This is a genomic window from Halomonas sp. SL18_1, assembly GCF_055755715.1.
The window spans coordinates 1,422,863-1,437,100 of record NZ_JBVTRK010000001.1 but is presented as its reverse complement, the minus strand read 5'-3'; the positions used below and the strand labels follow the sequence as shown (position 1 = coordinate 1,437,100).

The 14,238-nt window shown below is 69.7% G+C and carries 11 protein-coding genes and 4 pseudogenes; 8 read left to right on the top strand and 7 right to left on the bottom strand.

Going from position 1 to position 14,238, the window contains the following annotated elements:
- Nucleotides 1-4: 4 nt before the first annotated feature.
- The 3 genes and pseudogenes from ACSJDS_RS07255 to ACSJDS_RS07245 form a co-directional block, all read right to left on the bottom strand.
- A pseudogene (locus ACSJDS_RS07255) lies at nt 5-1,455 on the bottom strand (hypothetical protein); the annotation flags it as partial.
- The gene (locus ACSJDS_RS07250) at nt 1,452-3,359 is read right to left on the bottom strand and encodes a mechanosensitive ion channel family protein (RefSeq protein WP_473032679.1); all 1,908 of its coding nucleotides are present in this window, start codon (nt 3,357-3,359) and stop codon (nt 1,452-1,454) included. The pseudogene ACSJDS_RS07255 and the gene ACSJDS_RS07250, both read right to left, overlap by 4 nt.
- Nucleotides 3,359-3,796, bottom strand: coding sequence for a hypothetical protein (locus ACSJDS_RS07245; RefSeq protein WP_473032678.1), 438 nt, complete (start codon nt 3,794-3,796; stop codon nt 3,359-3,361). Before ACSJDS_RS07245 ends, ACSJDS_RS07250 begins: the two co-directional genes overlap by 1 nt.
- 157 nt (nt 3,797-3,953) lie before the next feature.
- Between ACSJDS_RS07245 and ACSJDS_RS07240 the strand changes: the two are divergent.
- Together ACSJDS_RS07240 and ACSJDS_RS07235 are read left to right on the top strand one after the other, a co-directional pair.
- Nucleotides 3,954-4,972 (top strand): annotated as a pseudogene (locus tag ACSJDS_RS07240) (amidoligase family protein).
- Complete coding sequence (locus ACSJDS_RS07235; RefSeq protein WP_473032677.1) at nt 4,969-5,643, top strand: gamma-glutamyl-gamma-aminobutyrate hydrolase family protein; 675 nt, start codon at nt 4,969-4,971, stop codon at nt 5,641-5,643. Before ACSJDS_RS07240 ends, ACSJDS_RS07235 begins: the two are co-directional and overlap by 4 nt.
- 80 nt (nt 5,644-5,723) lie before the next feature.
- Here ACSJDS_RS07235 and ACSJDS_RS07230 read toward each other — a convergent pair whose 3' ends face one another.
- A complete protein-coding gene (locus ACSJDS_RS07230) occupies nt 5,724-6,155 on the bottom strand; it encodes an OsmC family protein (RefSeq protein WP_473032676.1) in 432 nt (143 codons plus the stop codon).
- A complete protein-coding gene (locus ACSJDS_RS07225; RefSeq protein WP_473032675.1) occupies nt 6,152-6,301 on the bottom strand; it encodes a hypothetical protein in 150 nt (49 codons plus the stop codon). The genes ACSJDS_RS07230 and ACSJDS_RS07225 overlap by 4 nt, the downstream gene beginning before the upstream one ends.
- A 14-nt stretch (nt 6,302-6,315) precedes the next feature.
- On the opposite strand from ACSJDS_RS07225, the pseudogene ACSJDS_RS07220 reads away from it, so the two are divergent.
- Nucleotides 6,316-6,789 (top strand): annotated as a pseudogene (locus ACSJDS_RS07220) (aldo/keto reductase); the annotation flags it as partial.
- Nucleotides 6,790-6,908: 119 nt separating this feature from the next.
- Complete coding sequence (locus ACSJDS_RS07215) at nt 6,909-7,205, top strand: aldo/keto reductase (RefSeq protein WP_473032674.1); 297 nt, start codon at nt 6,909-6,911, stop codon at nt 7,203-7,205.
- Between the two features lie 12 nt (nt 7,206-7,217).
- Here ACSJDS_RS07215 and nfi read toward each other — a convergent pair whose 3' ends face one another.
- A complete protein-coding gene (gene nfi / locus ACSJDS_RS07210; RefSeq protein WP_473032673.1) occupies nt 7,218-7,907 on the bottom strand; it encodes a deoxyribonuclease V in 690 nt (229 codons plus the stop codon).
- Between the two features lie 363 nt (nt 7,908-8,270).
- On the opposite strand from nfi, the pseudogene ACSJDS_RS07205 reads away from it, so the two are divergent.
- The 4 genes and pseudogenes from ACSJDS_RS07205 to ACSJDS_RS07190 form a co-directional block, all read left to right on the top strand.
- Nucleotides 8,271-9,395, top strand: a pseudogene (locus ACSJDS_RS07205) (exonuclease SbcCD subunit D); the annotation flags it as partial.
- A gap of 166 nt (nt 9,396-9,561) precedes the next feature.
- Nucleotides 9,562-12,858 carry an AAA family ATPase gene (locus tag ACSJDS_RS07200; RefSeq protein WP_473032672.1) on the top strand — a complete coding sequence of 1,099 codons (3,297 nt, stop codon included), beginning with the start codon at nt 9,562-9,564 and terminating at the stop codon, nt 12,856-12,858.
- Between the two features lie 181 nt (nt 12,859-13,039).
- Nucleotides 13,040-13,447: a gamma-glutamylcyclotransferase family protein gene (locus ACSJDS_RS07195; RefSeq protein WP_473032670.1), complete on the top strand. Its 408-nt coding sequence runs from the start codon at nt 13,040-13,042 to the stop codon at nt 13,445-13,447.
- 34 nt (nt 13,448-13,481) lie between these two features.
- A complete protein-coding gene (locus ACSJDS_RS07190; RefSeq protein ID WP_473032669.1) occupies nt 13,482-13,802 on the top strand; it encodes a hypothetical protein in 321 nt (106 codons plus the stop codon).
- A 29-nt stretch (nt 13,803-13,831) separates the two neighbouring features.
- Here ACSJDS_RS07190 and ACSJDS_RS07185 read toward each other — a convergent pair whose 3' ends face one another.
- Nucleotides 13,832-14,194: a DUF1428 domain-containing protein gene (locus ACSJDS_RS07185; RefSeq protein ID WP_473032668.1), complete on the bottom strand. Its 363-nt coding sequence runs from the start codon at nt 14,192-14,194 to the stop codon at nt 13,832-13,834.
- Nucleotides 14,195-14,238: the final 44 nt, after the last annotated feature.

Here is a 14,238-nt window from a genome sequence, read left to right as displayed (position 1 = left end):
CCTGGTCGTCGGCGCCTTCCTGATAGACCCGTTCGACATCGACGATCCGCGAACGGCTCATGACGATCTTCCACCGCTGCAGCGTCGGCTCGGCGCTGCCCCCTCCTCGCGAATCACCAGGTTGAAGAGGTGGCGCTTTTCCACCGACTCCCGTGAGACCTGGCCATCCTTGAGCCGATAGACATGGTGCTTGCCCTTGTCCATCAGACGCGCCAACAGCGACAGGTCCAGCGACAGCGTCTCGCGGGTCTTCTCGTAGCCGCTGAGGAAGCGTGTCGGCGACATCCGCGAACTCGACCGATAGTGCAGCACCACTTCCTCACGCTGGGCGACGTTGCGCTTGCGCACCCGCTGGATCTCCTCGTCGAGCCGGGCGAAACGCTTATAGTCGAACCACTCCAGCTGGCGACCCACCAGGGCATTGCTGGTGGCGTCCAGGTACTGGCGTCGCCACTTGGGGCGCCCACGACGCAGCCAGCGCCACAGGGTGTTGCGCAGATCGTCCTTGAACACCTCGCGCATGGCGTAAAGCACCGCCATGGCCAGCACGAACAGCGCGGTGATATCGCCCAGGGTGTCACGGGCATGCAGCAATCCCAGCGACACGAAGATCATCACCACCGCCGTGGCCAGCCCCTTGACCGCCTTCTGCTCGCCGCTGCCGAGCTCCTGGCTCTGCTGCTTGAGGGTCACCGGGTACTCGATCAGGCGGCGCAGCAGCCGCATCTTGTTGGACATCCGCGTGGGGTCGCGGGTGACCCGGGCCGAATTGTACTCGGCTCGCTCGCGATGCTCGCTCTCGGCCTGACAGATCGCCAGCAGGCGGTTGCGAATGGCCCGATAGCCCTTGCCGCGGGGCAAATGCGCCACCAGTGCCAGCAGGCGTTGCTCGGTGAACCAGGAGAGGTAGTTGTCGATGTTGGCGTAGTACTCATGCAGGCTCTCCTCGCTAGGCCGGTGGCGCCGCAGGCGCCTGAGGATACTCTGGGCCAGCTCGCACAGCTCCTCAAGCTGCGCATTGAAGCGCTCGGCCTGCTCCGCCAGACGCGCCTGGTCGGCGCGGCGCGTCTCGGCTCGCCCCGACTCGGCCGCGGCCTGGGCTTCGGCCTTCTCGACGGCCTCCTCGGCGGTGTGCAGCAGCTCCTGGGTCGCCCGCTCCAGCGCCACCGCGTACTGGTAGGCGTAGAGGCTCAGGCTCAGGCGGTACTGCTCGGTGCTGAGCTTGCCGCGGCTGGCCAGGCGGCTGAGCACCAGCGGCAGGTGGTGCTTGTCGCTGTAGTAGGTCCGCTTGACATGAATGGCCCCGTGATAGAAAGCGTCTTCCGAGATCACATGGTCGTTGAGCCCCAGCTCGCCGGGCACGAACAGGAAGACATCCAGGCGGTGGGAGGTCTCCTCCTTGAGCACCCGGGAGATCCTGAGGTGGAAGCCATCGCGACGCTCGACGCGGATCACGTCGGCGACGCTCCATCGGGTGAGGCGCCACGCGCGCTGGTGTCACCATGCGGATCGGCCACCCCCGCCTCGCCCGTCTCGCGGCCCTTGGCATCGCGCTGCCGCGCCTGCTCGTCGCCCTCCAGGCTGTTGGCGCCACGTCCCTCCATGCTGATGCTCAGTCGCGGCATGTCCAGATCGATCTCCTGGGCCTCCATGCGCTGTTTGAGCAGCAGGTTGAAGGCCCGCGCCACGTCCCACTGCATCTCCGGGGCGGTGCGAAAGCGCATGCGCAGGATCGGGCAGCCATCCTCGAAGGCCTGGATACCCTGCATCTCCAGCGGCGACCAGATATGGTGGCGCATCATCGGATCCTGGCGCAGCTCCAGCGCCGTCTCCTGCATCAGGGTGATGGCATCATCGATCTTCATGGTATGGGGAATGCGCAGGCGCATCAGGGCGATACCGAACTGCCGCGACATGTTGTGGATGGACTCGATCCGGCTGAAGGTGATGATATGCACCACGGCGTCCAGGTCACGCAGCCGCACGGTGCGCAGCGTCAGCCCCTCGACGGTGCCGATGTGGCCGTTGATCTGCACGAAGTCGTCCACCGCCAGGGAGTCCTCGATGATGATGAAGATGCCGGTGATCAGATCCTGCACCAGGGTCTGGGCACCGAAGCCCAGCGCCAGGCCGATGACGCCGGCACCGGCCAGCAGCGGCGTGACGTTCACCCCCAGGTTGGCCAGGCCGACGATACCGGCGATCACCACGATGGTGGCGAAGATCACGTTGCGAATCATCGGCGTGATGGTCTGGGCCCGCGCCTTGTTGACCCGCCGCCCGCGCGAGCGCCCCGACGAGATCAGCGCCCGCTGAATGGCGGTGTCGGCGAAGATCCATGCCAGCCAGGCCAGCAGCACGGTGAAGCCCAGCGCCAGCAGCGCCTGGCCGATGCGCGCGCCGGCCACCCCGGCCTGGCCGATCCCGAACAGCGAGCCGCCCCACACCTGCAGCGACAGCTCCGCGAAGACGATCCAGGTCAGCATATGCGAGAGCGCGTAGCCGAAGCGCTCCAGCCGACGGCGATAGTCGCTGAGTCGACGCCGCTTGCTGCGACGCTCGCCGTGGCGACGAATCAAGCCGGTGATCACCAGCGTCAGCACCAGCAGTGCGGAGGTCACGATCGAGCGGGCCAGCGCCGTTCCCACATCGCCCACGGTCACGAAGATCGCCAGCAGCGAGCCCCCCACCACCAGCAGCGCCGGCACATGCCAGAGCCCACCGATGATCCGCGCGAGATCGGGCCCGGAACCGCCTTCCCGGCGCACCCGCCAGGGGCGGTTACGAATCAGGTGCTTGATCGGTCGCTTGAACTTGAGGATAAAGCGCACGCTGAGCAGCGCCGCCAGCATATTGGCCAGCACCGAGCCCAGCGCCGCCAGATCGTCGCCGATCATCACCGAAAGCCGCTCGGAGTTGAGCGCATCGCCGAGTGCGATCAGCGCCCCGATCACGAACAGCAGGCGCAACCCCTGCTGCTGCAGGATCTTGACCGCGCAGAAGCGGTGGCCACGGGTGAACACCGAGACCACGCACTCCACCACCACCGACAGCGCCCGACCGCACAGCGACACATAGGCGATCACCAGCGCCATGGCACGCCCCGGGCTGTGAGGGAGCAGCTGCGCCAGGCCCAGCACCAGCACGAAGGCCAGCGCCCAGGGCAGCATGCGCCGCAGGAAATGCAGCGCCAGCAGCCAGCCCCGCGGGTCCCGGGGCAGGTCCAGCGGCATCCGCCGGCGCAGAAACAGCAGCCGTCCCAGGGCGATCAGAATCACCAGCAGCCCCGCCCAGATGCCCAGCAGCACCGCGCTGTCGATGACCACGTGCATCAGCTGGGTGGTGCCGGTCTCCACCATCAGGTCGCTGAGATCCGACCAGCCCTGTTCGAGCTGCCGCTGCCAGTCATCGATGGGCGACTCCCCGGCCTCGGCCTGCTCCCCCAGGTCGCTGAGGGTCTCCGCCAGCGCTCCCAGCAGCCCCTGGCGGGGGCGATACCGACCTCACCGGTGCTCTCGGCATGCACCCGCTGCAGGTCACGCAGACTCTCGAGCAGCGCGCCGCGCTGCTCGGCGTCCTCCAGGGTCTCGATCACCTCCTCCAGGGACTGCTGGAACGCCCTGGGATCGTGCTCCGGGCCTTCGGCGTCGGCGCCCAGGCCGGTGAGCGGCAGCGTCTGGGCGGCTGACGGAGCAGCGGCCATCAGCAGCACCGCCGCCATCACGCACAGCAGCCACGCCCACAGGCCGGCTGGTCGCCGGCCCGGTGTCAGCGCCTGCAGGAAATCAGCTGGCATCGCCTCTCCATCCCTCCATTGATCGTCGCCTCTGGTCGCGGTGATTCTGCGGAGCGGCACGGCGCCTGCCGCCCTCTCACCATGCTGCCTGCCGAGCCGGGACAACGCTATGGTAGGCTGACAGGCGATCGCCGCTCGAATCGCACAGGATGCCCCCATGTCACCGCAATCACCACCCGAGACACTGAATTTCCAAGGAGAGCCCCGCCGCGTGGGGGTGGAAATCGAGTTTGCCGGCCTCCCCCCCAGGCCACCGCCGAGCTGGTGCGTGAGCTGTTCGGTGGGGAGATCGAACTGATCAGCCCCCACCGCCAGAAGGTGGTCGACACCCGCTGGGGCAGCTTCACCATCGAGCTCGACACCCAGTATGCCCACCCCGACAGCAAGGTGCTCGAGGAGGTGCCCCGCAAGGACACCGAGTGGGAGCGCCAGCGTCATCAGATGCGCCTGGATTTCCACAACAAGACCCGCGAGCTGATCGGCGACGTGGTCACCGGCCTGGTGCCCACCGAGATCGTCTGTCCACCGGTGCCCTGGGACGAGCTCGGCGAGCTCGACGCCCTGTTCGCCGCCCTGCACGCCCATGGCGCCAAGGGCACCGACGCCAGCCTGCTCTACGGCTTCGGCCTACACCTCAACCCCGAGGTGGCAAGCCTGGAGATCCCGCATCTGCTCGACCAGCTGCGCGCCTATCTGCTGCTCGCCCAGTGGCTGCGCGAGGAGATCGACGTGGACATTACCCGCGAGGTGCTGCCCCATGCCAACCCCTTCCCCAAGGAGTACGCGCTCAAGGTGCTCGACCCGGACTACGCTCCCGACCTCGACTGCCTGATCGCCGACTACATCGACTATAACCCGACCCGCAATCGCGAGCTGGACCTCTATCCGCTGTTCGCCTATCTGCGCCCCGACTATCCCCACGAGCTGTTCACCGACAGACTGGTCAAGGCGCGGCCGACCTACCACTACCGACTGCCCAACGCCCAGCTGTCGCAAGCCGACTGGGGGGCCACGCTGGAGTGGAACCGCTGGGTGGAAGTCGAACGCCTCGCCGCCGACCGTGACCAGCTCCACCAGCGCGCCCGCCGCTATGTGCGCTACCACACCCTATCGCCGCTGACCCGGCTGTTCCTGCGGGTGCGCGACTGGCTGCGGGAGGGGCGGGCCACCTCATGAGACGACCGCTGATTGGCATCACCACCTCCGACTACAAGAGCCGCATCGCCTGGTGGTTCGATTGGTTCGCCGTCTGGCGCCACGGCGGGCGACCGCTGCGCCTCTCGCCCTCGCGGCCGCTGCCGGAGCAGCTCGACGGCCTGATCATCGGCGGCGGCGACGACATCCAGGCACACCTCTACGGCGGCGAGGTGCAGCTCGATGTGCGCGTCGACCCTCAGCGCGACGAGCTGGAGCTCGAGCTGATCGAACGCTTCATCCCCCAGGGCAAGCCGGTGCTCGGCATCTGCCGCGGCGCTCAGCTGCTCAACGTCTATCTGGGCGGCACTCTGGACCCCGACATCTACACCACCCACGAGGGCCTCAAGCGCCGGCGCACCGTGCTACCCCGCAAGACGGTGGACATCGTCGCCGACAGCCACCTGCATCACCTGCTCGGTGTCAGCTGGTGTCGCATCAACAGCTTGCATCACCAGGCGGTGCAGGAGACCGGCGAGGGCATCGAGATCGTCGCCCGCGACCGCGAGGGGCTGGTGCAGGGCATCGAATCCCGCGACCACGAGTTTTTGATCGGCGTGCAGTGGCACCCGGAGTGGCTGATCTTCAACCGCCCCCAGCAGCGGCTGATCCGTGGCCTGATCAAGGCCGCCCGTCGCCGGCTGACGAACTGAAGGCGGCCGCCCGAGGGCGGCCGCGCTGACGCTATGGCAATGCAGTCCCCGTCGCGGGGGCCAGGAGGAGAGACGAGGGTTCAGTCTTCCAGGGCCGCATCCAGGGTGATCTCGGCATTGAGCAGCCGCGACACCGGACAGCCTTCCTTCGCCTTGTTGGCCGCCTCTTCGAAGGCGGCCGCGTCGGCCCCCGGACTCTTGACCCGCGTGACCAGGTGAATGGCAGTGATGCTGAAGCCGTCGCCGTCAGGGGTCAGCGACACGCTCGCCTCGGTGCGGATACGCTCCGGCGTCAGCCCCGCCTCGCCCATGATCAGCGACAGCGCCATGGAGTAGCAGCCGGCGTGGGCCGCACCGATCAGCTCCTCGGGATTGGAGCCCGGTGCATCCTCGAAGCGCTTGGCAAAGCTGTAGGGAACGTCCTGGAGCGCGCCGCTCTGGGCGGAGACGCGACCCTGGCCATCCTTGATGCCGCCCTCCCAGACGGCGCTTGCAGTTTTCTTGATGCTCATGTCGACTCCTTGCCGTTAAGCTCGGCCATGATGAACACTGGCCACGATCCAACAGGTGGCGCAGCGCGCCACCTCCCTTCCACACCATAGATCATGACATTGCCTTCGTCAGCCGCCCCCTGCAAAATAATGGAAAACTTTTCCACAAGGAGCTCTCCGCATGCCCACACCGACGCCGGCCCGGGTGCGCCTGGGCGCCACCGCACATGACGCCGCCATCGAGCTGCCGGCCATCGGCCAGGGCAGCTGGTTCCTGGGCGAGGGGCTGGCCCCGCGCCGCGATGAGGTCCGCGCCCTGCAGCTGGGGCTCGAACGGGGCCTGACGCTGGTCGACACCGCCGAGATGTACGCCGACGGCGGCGCCGAGGAGATCGTCGGCGAGGCCCTCGCGGGGCGCCGCGAGGCCGCCTTTTTGGTCTCCAAGGTCTACCCCTGGAACGCCGGCCGCGACAGCGCCATCGCCGCCTGCGAGGCGAGCCTCCGCCGCCTCAAGACCGACTATCTCGACCTCTACCTGCTGCACTGGCCGGGCAATATCCCGCTGGAGGAGACCCTGGAGGCCTTCGAGCGGCTGCGCACGGCCGGCAAGATCCGCCGCTTCGGCGTCTCCAACTTCGACGTGGACGAGATGGCCGCGCTGCACGCCCTGCCCGGCGGCAGCGACTGTGCCGTCAACCAGGTGCTCTACCACCTGGGCTCCCGGGGGTCGAGCATTCGCTGCTGCCCTGGCAGCGCCAGCAGGGCATCCCCACCATGGCCTACTGCCCGCTGGCCCAGGCCGGCCGGCTGCGCCGCGACCTGCTCGGCCACTCCGAGGTCCGGGCGCTGGCCGGCGAACGCGGCATCACCCCGGCGCAGCTGCTGCTGGCCTGGGCGATTCGGCCCGTGGCGGAGAAGCGCGACGTGATCGCCATTCCCAAGGCGGTGCAGCCGAAGCATGTGGAAGAGAACGCCGCAGCTCTGGACGTCGCCCTCGACGCCGAGGCCCTGGCACGGCTCGACGCCGCTTTTCCGGCCCCGGCCCGCAAGGAGCCGCTGGATATCGTGTGACGCCTCGGCGATTCAGCCACCGCGCCGCGAGGCCAGGCGATCGGCAAGGCGAGTGGGCTCCGGCAGCTTGGTGCGACCGAGACACCCCACCACCCACTCCAGCGCCGTGGCAAGCGACACCCGATGGCCGGTCGAAACGAAGATCGGCTTCACGCCTACCCGCGAGCGCAGCACAGCGCCGATCACCTCGTCGTCGGCGCCATCGGTCAGCGCCGCCCAGTCGCCCCGGGCCGGCCCCGGCTCCGCGTGCCGCCCGCAGAGCCGCGACTTGGCCACTCCGATGGTGGGCAGGTCGAGCCACAGCCCCAGGTGCGAGGCCACCCCCAGCCGGCGCGGGTGGGCGATGCCCTGGCCGTCCACCATCACCAGCTGCGGCCGGGTCGCGAGCGTCTCGAAAGCCGCCAGCGCCGCCGGCACCTCGCGAAACGACAGCAGCCCCGGCACGTAGGGCATGCGGGTCGGCTCCCGGTGCACCGCCTCCTCGACCACCCGGAAGGCGCCTCCCTCCTCCGGCGGCCAGGCCAGCACCACCACCGCCGCCCGGGTGACGGCACCGTCCTGCTCGAAGCCGATATCCACCCCGGCGACATGGCGCACCGGATCCAGGCGATCCTCACGCTCGACGCGGCCGGCCAGGCGGCGCTGCAGGGCGATGGCCTGGGTCGGCGTCAGGTGCCAGTCGTGAAGGGGTGCGCGTGACATGGGAACTCCTGAGGGTTCTTCAACGTTGCACTCGGCTTGTCGCCAGCTCAGCACCGATGGGATGGCTCCAGGGCGATCGCACGACAAGCATACCTCTCGTCTAGGGGTGATTCCTCCTGTGGGAGGCCGCTTCAGCGGGCGAAGCAGCGCCCAGCGCTGCCAGAGAATGGACGCCTGACGGCGCCTTCGCGCGGCAAAGCCGCCCTCCCACCGGTCACCCCTGGCCAATCAGAAGCCGCTCGATGAGAAAACGTTGCATCATGCGATCACCCTAAGGATGGCTCCGGGGGCCTGAACAGCCGCTGTCGAGTCACGTAGACTATCGCCTTTGGACGCCAGCCAGGGAAGGGAGCCTCACTGCCCATGTTAACGCTGATCCATACCGCCGACTGGCACCTGGGCCAGAGCTTCCACGGCCAGGAGCGCCACGCCGAGCATCGCGCCTTCCTCACCTGGCTGCTCGACACCCTGGCCGAACGCCGGGCCGACGCTCTGCTGGTGGCCGGTGACCTCTTCGACGTAGTGAACCCCTCGCTCGCCGCCCAGGCGCTGCTCTACGACTTCATCGTCGCGGCCCACGCACGGCTGCCGATGCTGGATATCGTGCTGATCGCCGGCAACCACGACAGCGGCAACCGCGTGGAGCTGCCCGCCCCGCTGATGCACCGCCTGCGCACCCACGCCCTGGGCCGGGTCGGCTGGCGCGACGACGGCACCCTGGACGCCGAACGCCTGCTGGTGCCGCTCACCGACGAGGCGGGCGAGACCCGCGCCTGGTGCCTGGCGCTGCCCTTCCTGCGGCCCGCCGAGGTCACCGGCGCCGGCCTGGCCCGTGACCCCGCCGACGACACCGCCTCGCGCGACAGCCCCCGCAACGACTACGTGGCCGGCATCGGCCGGGTGCATCGCCAGCTGATCGAGGCGGCCCGCGACAAGCGCGAGCCCGGCCAGGCGCTGGTGGCCATGAGTCACGCCCACCTGCACGGCGCCGCCGTCTCCGAGGCCAGCGAACGCCCCATCGTGATCGGCGGCGAGGAGTCGATCTCCGCCGCCCTCTTCCCCGCCGACCTCGCCTACGTGGCGCTGGGCCACCTGCATCGCGCCCAGCGGGTGGGCGAGGCGCGCATCCGCTACAGCGGCAGCCCCCTGCCCCTGGACTTCAGCGAAGTGGACTACCCCCACCAGGTGGTGGAAGTGACCCTGGAGGACGAAGCGCTGGTCGATGCCACGGCGATTCCCGTTCCCCGGCCGGTGGCCATGCACCGCCTGGGCCCCGCCCCGCTGGAAGAGGTGCTGGCCGAGCTGGCCGCGCTGGAGGACGACCCGGCGCTGCCCCGCGAGCAGTGGCCCTGGCTGGAGGTTCGCGTGACGCTCGAGGCGCCGATCCCCGATCTGCGCGCCCGGATCGAGTCGGCGCTCGAGGGCCGCGCCCTGCGCCTGCTGCGCCTGGAGCGCCGGCTGCCCCGGGGTGAAGGCGACACGGTCCAGCCGCGGGTCGACCTGGAGACCCTGGGGCCCCGCCGGCTCTTCGAGCGCACCTGGCAGGCGCGCTGGGCGAGCCGCCCGGCCCCGAGGTGCTCGCCGACTTCGAACGGCTGCGCCAGGATGTCCTGGAGGGCGACGACGCCGATGACCGTCCCGGGGAGGGCCGCCCATGAAGATCCTCGCCCTGCGCCTGGCCAACCTCGCCTCCCTGCCCGGGCCGCTGACCCTCGACTTCACCGAGGCCCCACTGCGCGACGCTGGCCTGTTCGCCATCACCGGCCCCACCGGCGCCGGCAAGAGTACCCTGCTCGACGCCCTCTGCCTGGCGCTCTACGGCAGCACTCCGCGGCTGCGCCAGGCCCCGAGCCGCGAGAGTCAGATCGACGACACCGCAGACTCCACCCTGACCACCAGCGATGCGCGCACCCTGCTGCGCCGCGGCACCGCCAGCGGCTATGCCGAGGTGGACTTCCTGGGCCGCGACGGCCGCCGCTACCGCGCCCGCTGGGCGGTGCGACGCGCCCGGGAGAAGGCCACCGGCCGCCTGCAGGCCGCCGAGCAGTCGCTCACCGACCTGGACGCCGACCGCCTGCTCACCGCCCAGAAGCGCGAGTTCGAACGCCTGCTGCCCGAGCGCCTGGGGCTGACCTTCGACCAGTTCACCCGCGCCGTGCTGCTGGCCCAGAGCGAGTTTGCCGCCTTCCTCCAGGCCGACGACAACGCCCGCAGCGACCTGCTGGAGCGCCTCACCGGCACCCAGGAATACTCGCAAATCTCCATGGCCGCCTACCGCCGCGCCTCCCAGGCGAAACGGGCCGTGGACGCCCTGCAGGCCCGGCTCGCCGATGACCTGCCCGCCGACCCCGAGACCCGGGCCACGCTGGAAGGCGCCGCGGAGGCGACCGGGCAAGCACTCACTCACCTGCTTCGCCAGGAAGAAGCGCTCAAGACCCAGCAGCGCTGGCACGAGGAGGACCGGCGCCTGGCCGAGGCCTACCGCGAGGGCCTGGCCCGGCAGCAGGCGGCCGAACAAGGGTGGCAAGCCCTCGCTGACCGCCGCGCCGACCAAGCGTGGTGCCGGCTCATCGCGCCCCGGCGCCACGCCCTCGCCCGCCGGGCCGAACTGCCGGCGGAAATCGCCGCGCTGGAGAGGACCCACGCCGAGACCCAGCAGGCGCTAGCAGAGGCCGAGTCGGCACAGCGGGCGGCGCAACGCGACAAACAGACCGCCGAGCAGACCCTGACCGAGGCCGGCGACGCCCGCCAACGGGCCGAGCCGGCGCTGCGCGAGGCCCGTGAGCTGGCCCAGCGGCTGGCCACCCTGACGCATCGCCTCGCCGAGGCGACCGAACACCACCGCCAGCAGCAGGCCCAGGCCGCCAAACTCGCCGACCGCCATCGCGAGGCCCTCGATGCCCAGCGCGCCCGCCAACAGAAGCACGACGACTGGCGGGCCAGTCTCGAGCAGCTAGTGGGCACTCACCCACGCCTGGATGACGCCCGCCAGGCCGCCCAGCGGGACCACGACCGGGCGGCCCAGCGCCACCTGGCGCTGAGCGAGCTGGCCAGCCGCCGGCACGAGCACGCCCGCGCTGCGACAGCACGGCAGCGGTTGGCCGACCAGGCGGCACAGGACCGAGTGCGCCGCGACCAGCTGCTGCGTGACGGCCAGACCGCCCGCCAGGGCCTCAACGATGCCCAGCGGCGCCTCGAGATCGTCACCGAGCAGGTCGAGCGTAGCCGCGCCGTGCGCAGCGAGAGCGTGGCGAGGCTGCGCGAGGCCCTGAAGGAGGGCGAGCCCTGCCCAGTGTGTGGTGGGCTCGATCATCCCTGGCGCCAGCGGCCACCGGCCACCCCGGAGGCCGCCCAGCTCGCCGCCCAGGAAGCCGAAGAGGTCCGCCAGCTCGACGCCGCCTGCCAGGCCCGCGATGCGGCCCAGGCCCAGCGCGACACCCTGCTGGGCAAATACCGCGCCGTGGAGGCCGCCCTGGCGCAACGCCAGCGGGATCTGGAAGCGGCCGAGCGACAGCATGACGACGCCCGAGCGGCGCTTGAGGCGCACCCGCTTCACGCCGAGCTTGCCGCCGTGAGCGACGCCGAGCGCGACGGCTGGCTAGAAGCCCAGCGTGAGGCCAGCGACGCGCAGCGCAAGCACCACCGGCAGACCCTGGACGGCATCGCCCAGGCCGAGGCCGAGCTGGCCCCCCTGGAAGAGACGCTACGCCAGGGTCAGTTGGCGCTCACCCGGCTGGAAACCGAGAAGACAACGGTCGAGAACGCGCTTGCCGAGCGGGAGGCGCAGCTCCCGCCGCTGCGCGCCGAGCGCGAGGCGCTGGCCGGCGACCTCGCCGCCCGGCTTGGCGAGCACGCCTCGCCGGATGCCTGGCAGCACGCTCTCGAGGCCCGTCAGCAACGCGCCCGCCAGGCCCGGGATAGCGCCCTGACGCGCCTGCACGAGACCCAGCGGGAAGCGCAGCGCCTCGCCCAGCAGCAGGCGCATGACGCCAAGCAGCTCGACGCCCTGCGTCAGGAACGGCAAATGCTAGGCGAGGAGCTCGACGCCTGGCGCCGCGCCCATCCCGAGCTGGATGATGCCACCCTGGCGAGGCTGCTGGCCCAGTCCGACGACGAGGCCCAGGAGGAGGAGCGCCGTATCGAGGCGGCCGAGCAGGAGCGGCAGCGCGCCGCCGCCACCCTGGCCGAACGTCGCCGGGCGCTGCTGGCACACCGCCGCGAGCAGGCACCGGATGCTTCGGAAGAGGCGCAGCTGGCCGAGGCGATGGATCGCGAGCTGACCGGGCGCCGCACGGCCCTGGAAGAGGAGCAGCAGCGCCTGGCACCGCAGCTGGAGGAGGCCCAGCGGGCGCGGGACACCGCCCTCTATGCGCTCAACGACGACGACCGGCGCCGCGAGCGGCAGCGGGAGGGGGAGGCCGAGCTGGAGGCGGCCCAGGCCGACTACCGCCGCTGGGGCCAGATCAGCGAGCTGATCGGCTCCGCCGACGGCAAGCTATTCCGGCGCATCGCCCAGGCCTACAACCTGGAGCAGCTTCTCGAGCACGCCAACGCCCACCTGGCCGGGCTCAGCCGCCGCTACCGCCTGGTGCGCGGCGGCAGCCCGCTGGGGCTGCTGGTGGTGGATACCGACATGGGCGACGAGCGGCGCTCGGTGCACTCGCTCTCCGGCGGCGAGACCTTCCTGGTCTCGCTGGCCCTGGCGCTGGGGCTCGCCTCCATGGCCTCGAGCGAACTGGTCATCGAGTCGCTGTTCATCGACGAAGGCTTCGGCAGCCTCGACCCCCAGTCGCTAGCCCTGGCCATGGAGGCCCTGGACGGCCTGCAGGCGCTGGGCCGCCGGGTGGGCGTGATCTCCCACGTGCAGGAGATGCACGAGCGCATTCCGGTGCAGATCCAGGTGGAGCCGCAGGGCAACGGCACCAGCCGGGCGACCCTGGCAAGCCTTTAAACGGATTCATCACAGCTGGCGTGAAATGGCTTGCCTGCACAACAGATTCAGGCGGATCGGTGAAGAACCAATTCCTTGGCAACTTCCTGAGCGCCGCTACCCATGCGCGCGTCCCATGGCCCCGAGCCGCGCCGGAAAGGTAAAATGCGGCCACCCCCAAGCATTACGGAGCCCAGCGTTCATGCATACCCCCGTGCTCGCCGTCGCCCGCACGCCGCTGGTCGCCGTCTACGGCACCCTGAAACGCGGGCTACGCAACCACCACTGGCTGGAAGGCGCCGAGTTTCTGGGCAGCGACCGACTGACCGGGGCGACACTCTACGACCTGGGCCCGTATCCGGGCGCCAAACCCGAGCCCTCTCGCGGCATCGACGTGGAAGTCTTTCGGGTCGACGCCCGCCAGCTGGACGACCTGGACCGACTAGAGGACTATCGGGTCCGCACGCCCGCAGCGGGGCTCTACGATCGCGCCATTTACCCAACCGCCTTCGGCCCCGCCTGGCTCTACCTCTACAATCGCCCCGTGGCCGGCTGCCCGGCGATCCGCCACGGCGGCTGGCTGCCACGCCAGTGTGGTATAACGCCTTGAAGAAGGCTCCGTTCAGCTGAGGCCAGGAGGATACATGGGCCGACTCTTATCCCTGATCGTGATCGCCGCCCTGGCCTACGGCGGTCTCTATGTCTACTACGGCATCACCCTGCAGCAGACCATCGCGGAGCAGCTCGAGGCCCGCGGCCTGGCCGCCCTCGAGGTGCAGAGCGTCGACTACGGCCTCCTCGCCCCGGCCAGCACGAACAGTCAGGTCTCGGCCACCGTCAGCTACCGCGGCGCCGAAGCCAGCCTGGACATTCGCGTCATCGGCCATCCGGTCTTTTCCGACGAGATCCGCCTGGAGCTGGACGGCCTGCAGGCCCTGCGGCTGCGGATCGGCGCGGGGCAGTGAAGAGAGGGCAACGCGCGCCTCTCCAGCGCCTATAGATGGATGCGCTCTCGGAAACCGCCCCAGAGCAGCCGTTTGGGATCGAAGGGCAGCCTTGCACGGTCCAGCATATCGGCCAGCCGTGGGTCATCCATCACCTGTGCCAGGATGCGGTCGCGCTCCTGTCGAGACGCATAGCGGACCCAGGCGAAGATCACTGTCTCGCCCGGCTCGAGCGTGACGCTCTGCTCAAAAGAGGTACCCTCTTCTGTCGACCTGAGGTCATCGGCCACGCACTCGACGTACTCCAGGGCACCGTACTCCTTCCATACCTCGCCGGCATGGCGGGTGAAACGCAGGTAGTCATCCAGCCGCTCGAGCGGCACCGGAATCACGAAGCCATCGACATAGCTCATGGAGGTCTCTCCCTAAGATCAACGCGTGGACCTTGTCACAGTTT

Bases quoted from the DNA above. Each gene is read 5' to 3' on its own strand.
- ACSJDS_RS07250 (WP_473032679.1), bottom strand. From the start codon at position 3,359: ATGGTGGAGACCGGCACCACCCAGCTGATGCACGTGGTCATCGACAGC.
- ACSJDS_RS07245 (WP_473032678.1), bottom strand. From the start codon at position 3,796: ATGCCAGCTGATTTCCTGCAGGCGCTGACACCGGGCCGGCGACCAGCC.
- ACSJDS_RS07235 (WP_473032677.1), top strand. From the start codon at position 4,969: ATGAGACGACCGCTGATTGGCATCACCACCTCCGACTACAAGAGCCGC.
- ACSJDS_RS07230 (WP_473032676.1), bottom strand. From the start codon at position 6,155: ATGAGCATCAAGAAAACTGCAAGCGCCGTCTGGGAGGGCGGCATCAAG.
- ACSJDS_RS07215 (WP_473032674.1), top strand. From the start codon at position 6,909: ATGGCCTACTGCCCGCTGGCCCAGGCCGGCCGGCTGCGCCGCGACCTG.
- nfi (WP_473032673.1), bottom strand. From the start codon at position 7,907: ATGTCACGCGCACCCCTTCACGACTGGCACCTGACGCCGACCCAGGCC.
- ACSJDS_RS07200 (WP_473032672.1), top strand. From the start codon at position 9,562: ATGAAGATCCTCGCCCTGCGCCTGGCCAACCTCGCCTCCCTGCCCGGG.
- ACSJDS_RS07195 (WP_473032670.1), top strand. From the start codon at position 13,040: ATGCATACCCCCGTGCTCGCCGTCGCCCGCACGCCGCTGGTCGCCGTC.
- ACSJDS_RS07190 (WP_473032669.1), top strand. From the start codon at position 13,482: ATGGGCCGACTCTTATCCCTGATCGTGATCGCCGCCCTGGCCTACGGC.
- ACSJDS_RS07185 (WP_473032668.1), bottom strand. From the start codon at position 14,194: ATGAGCTATGTCGATGGCTTCGTGATTCCGGTGCCGCTCGAGCGGCTG.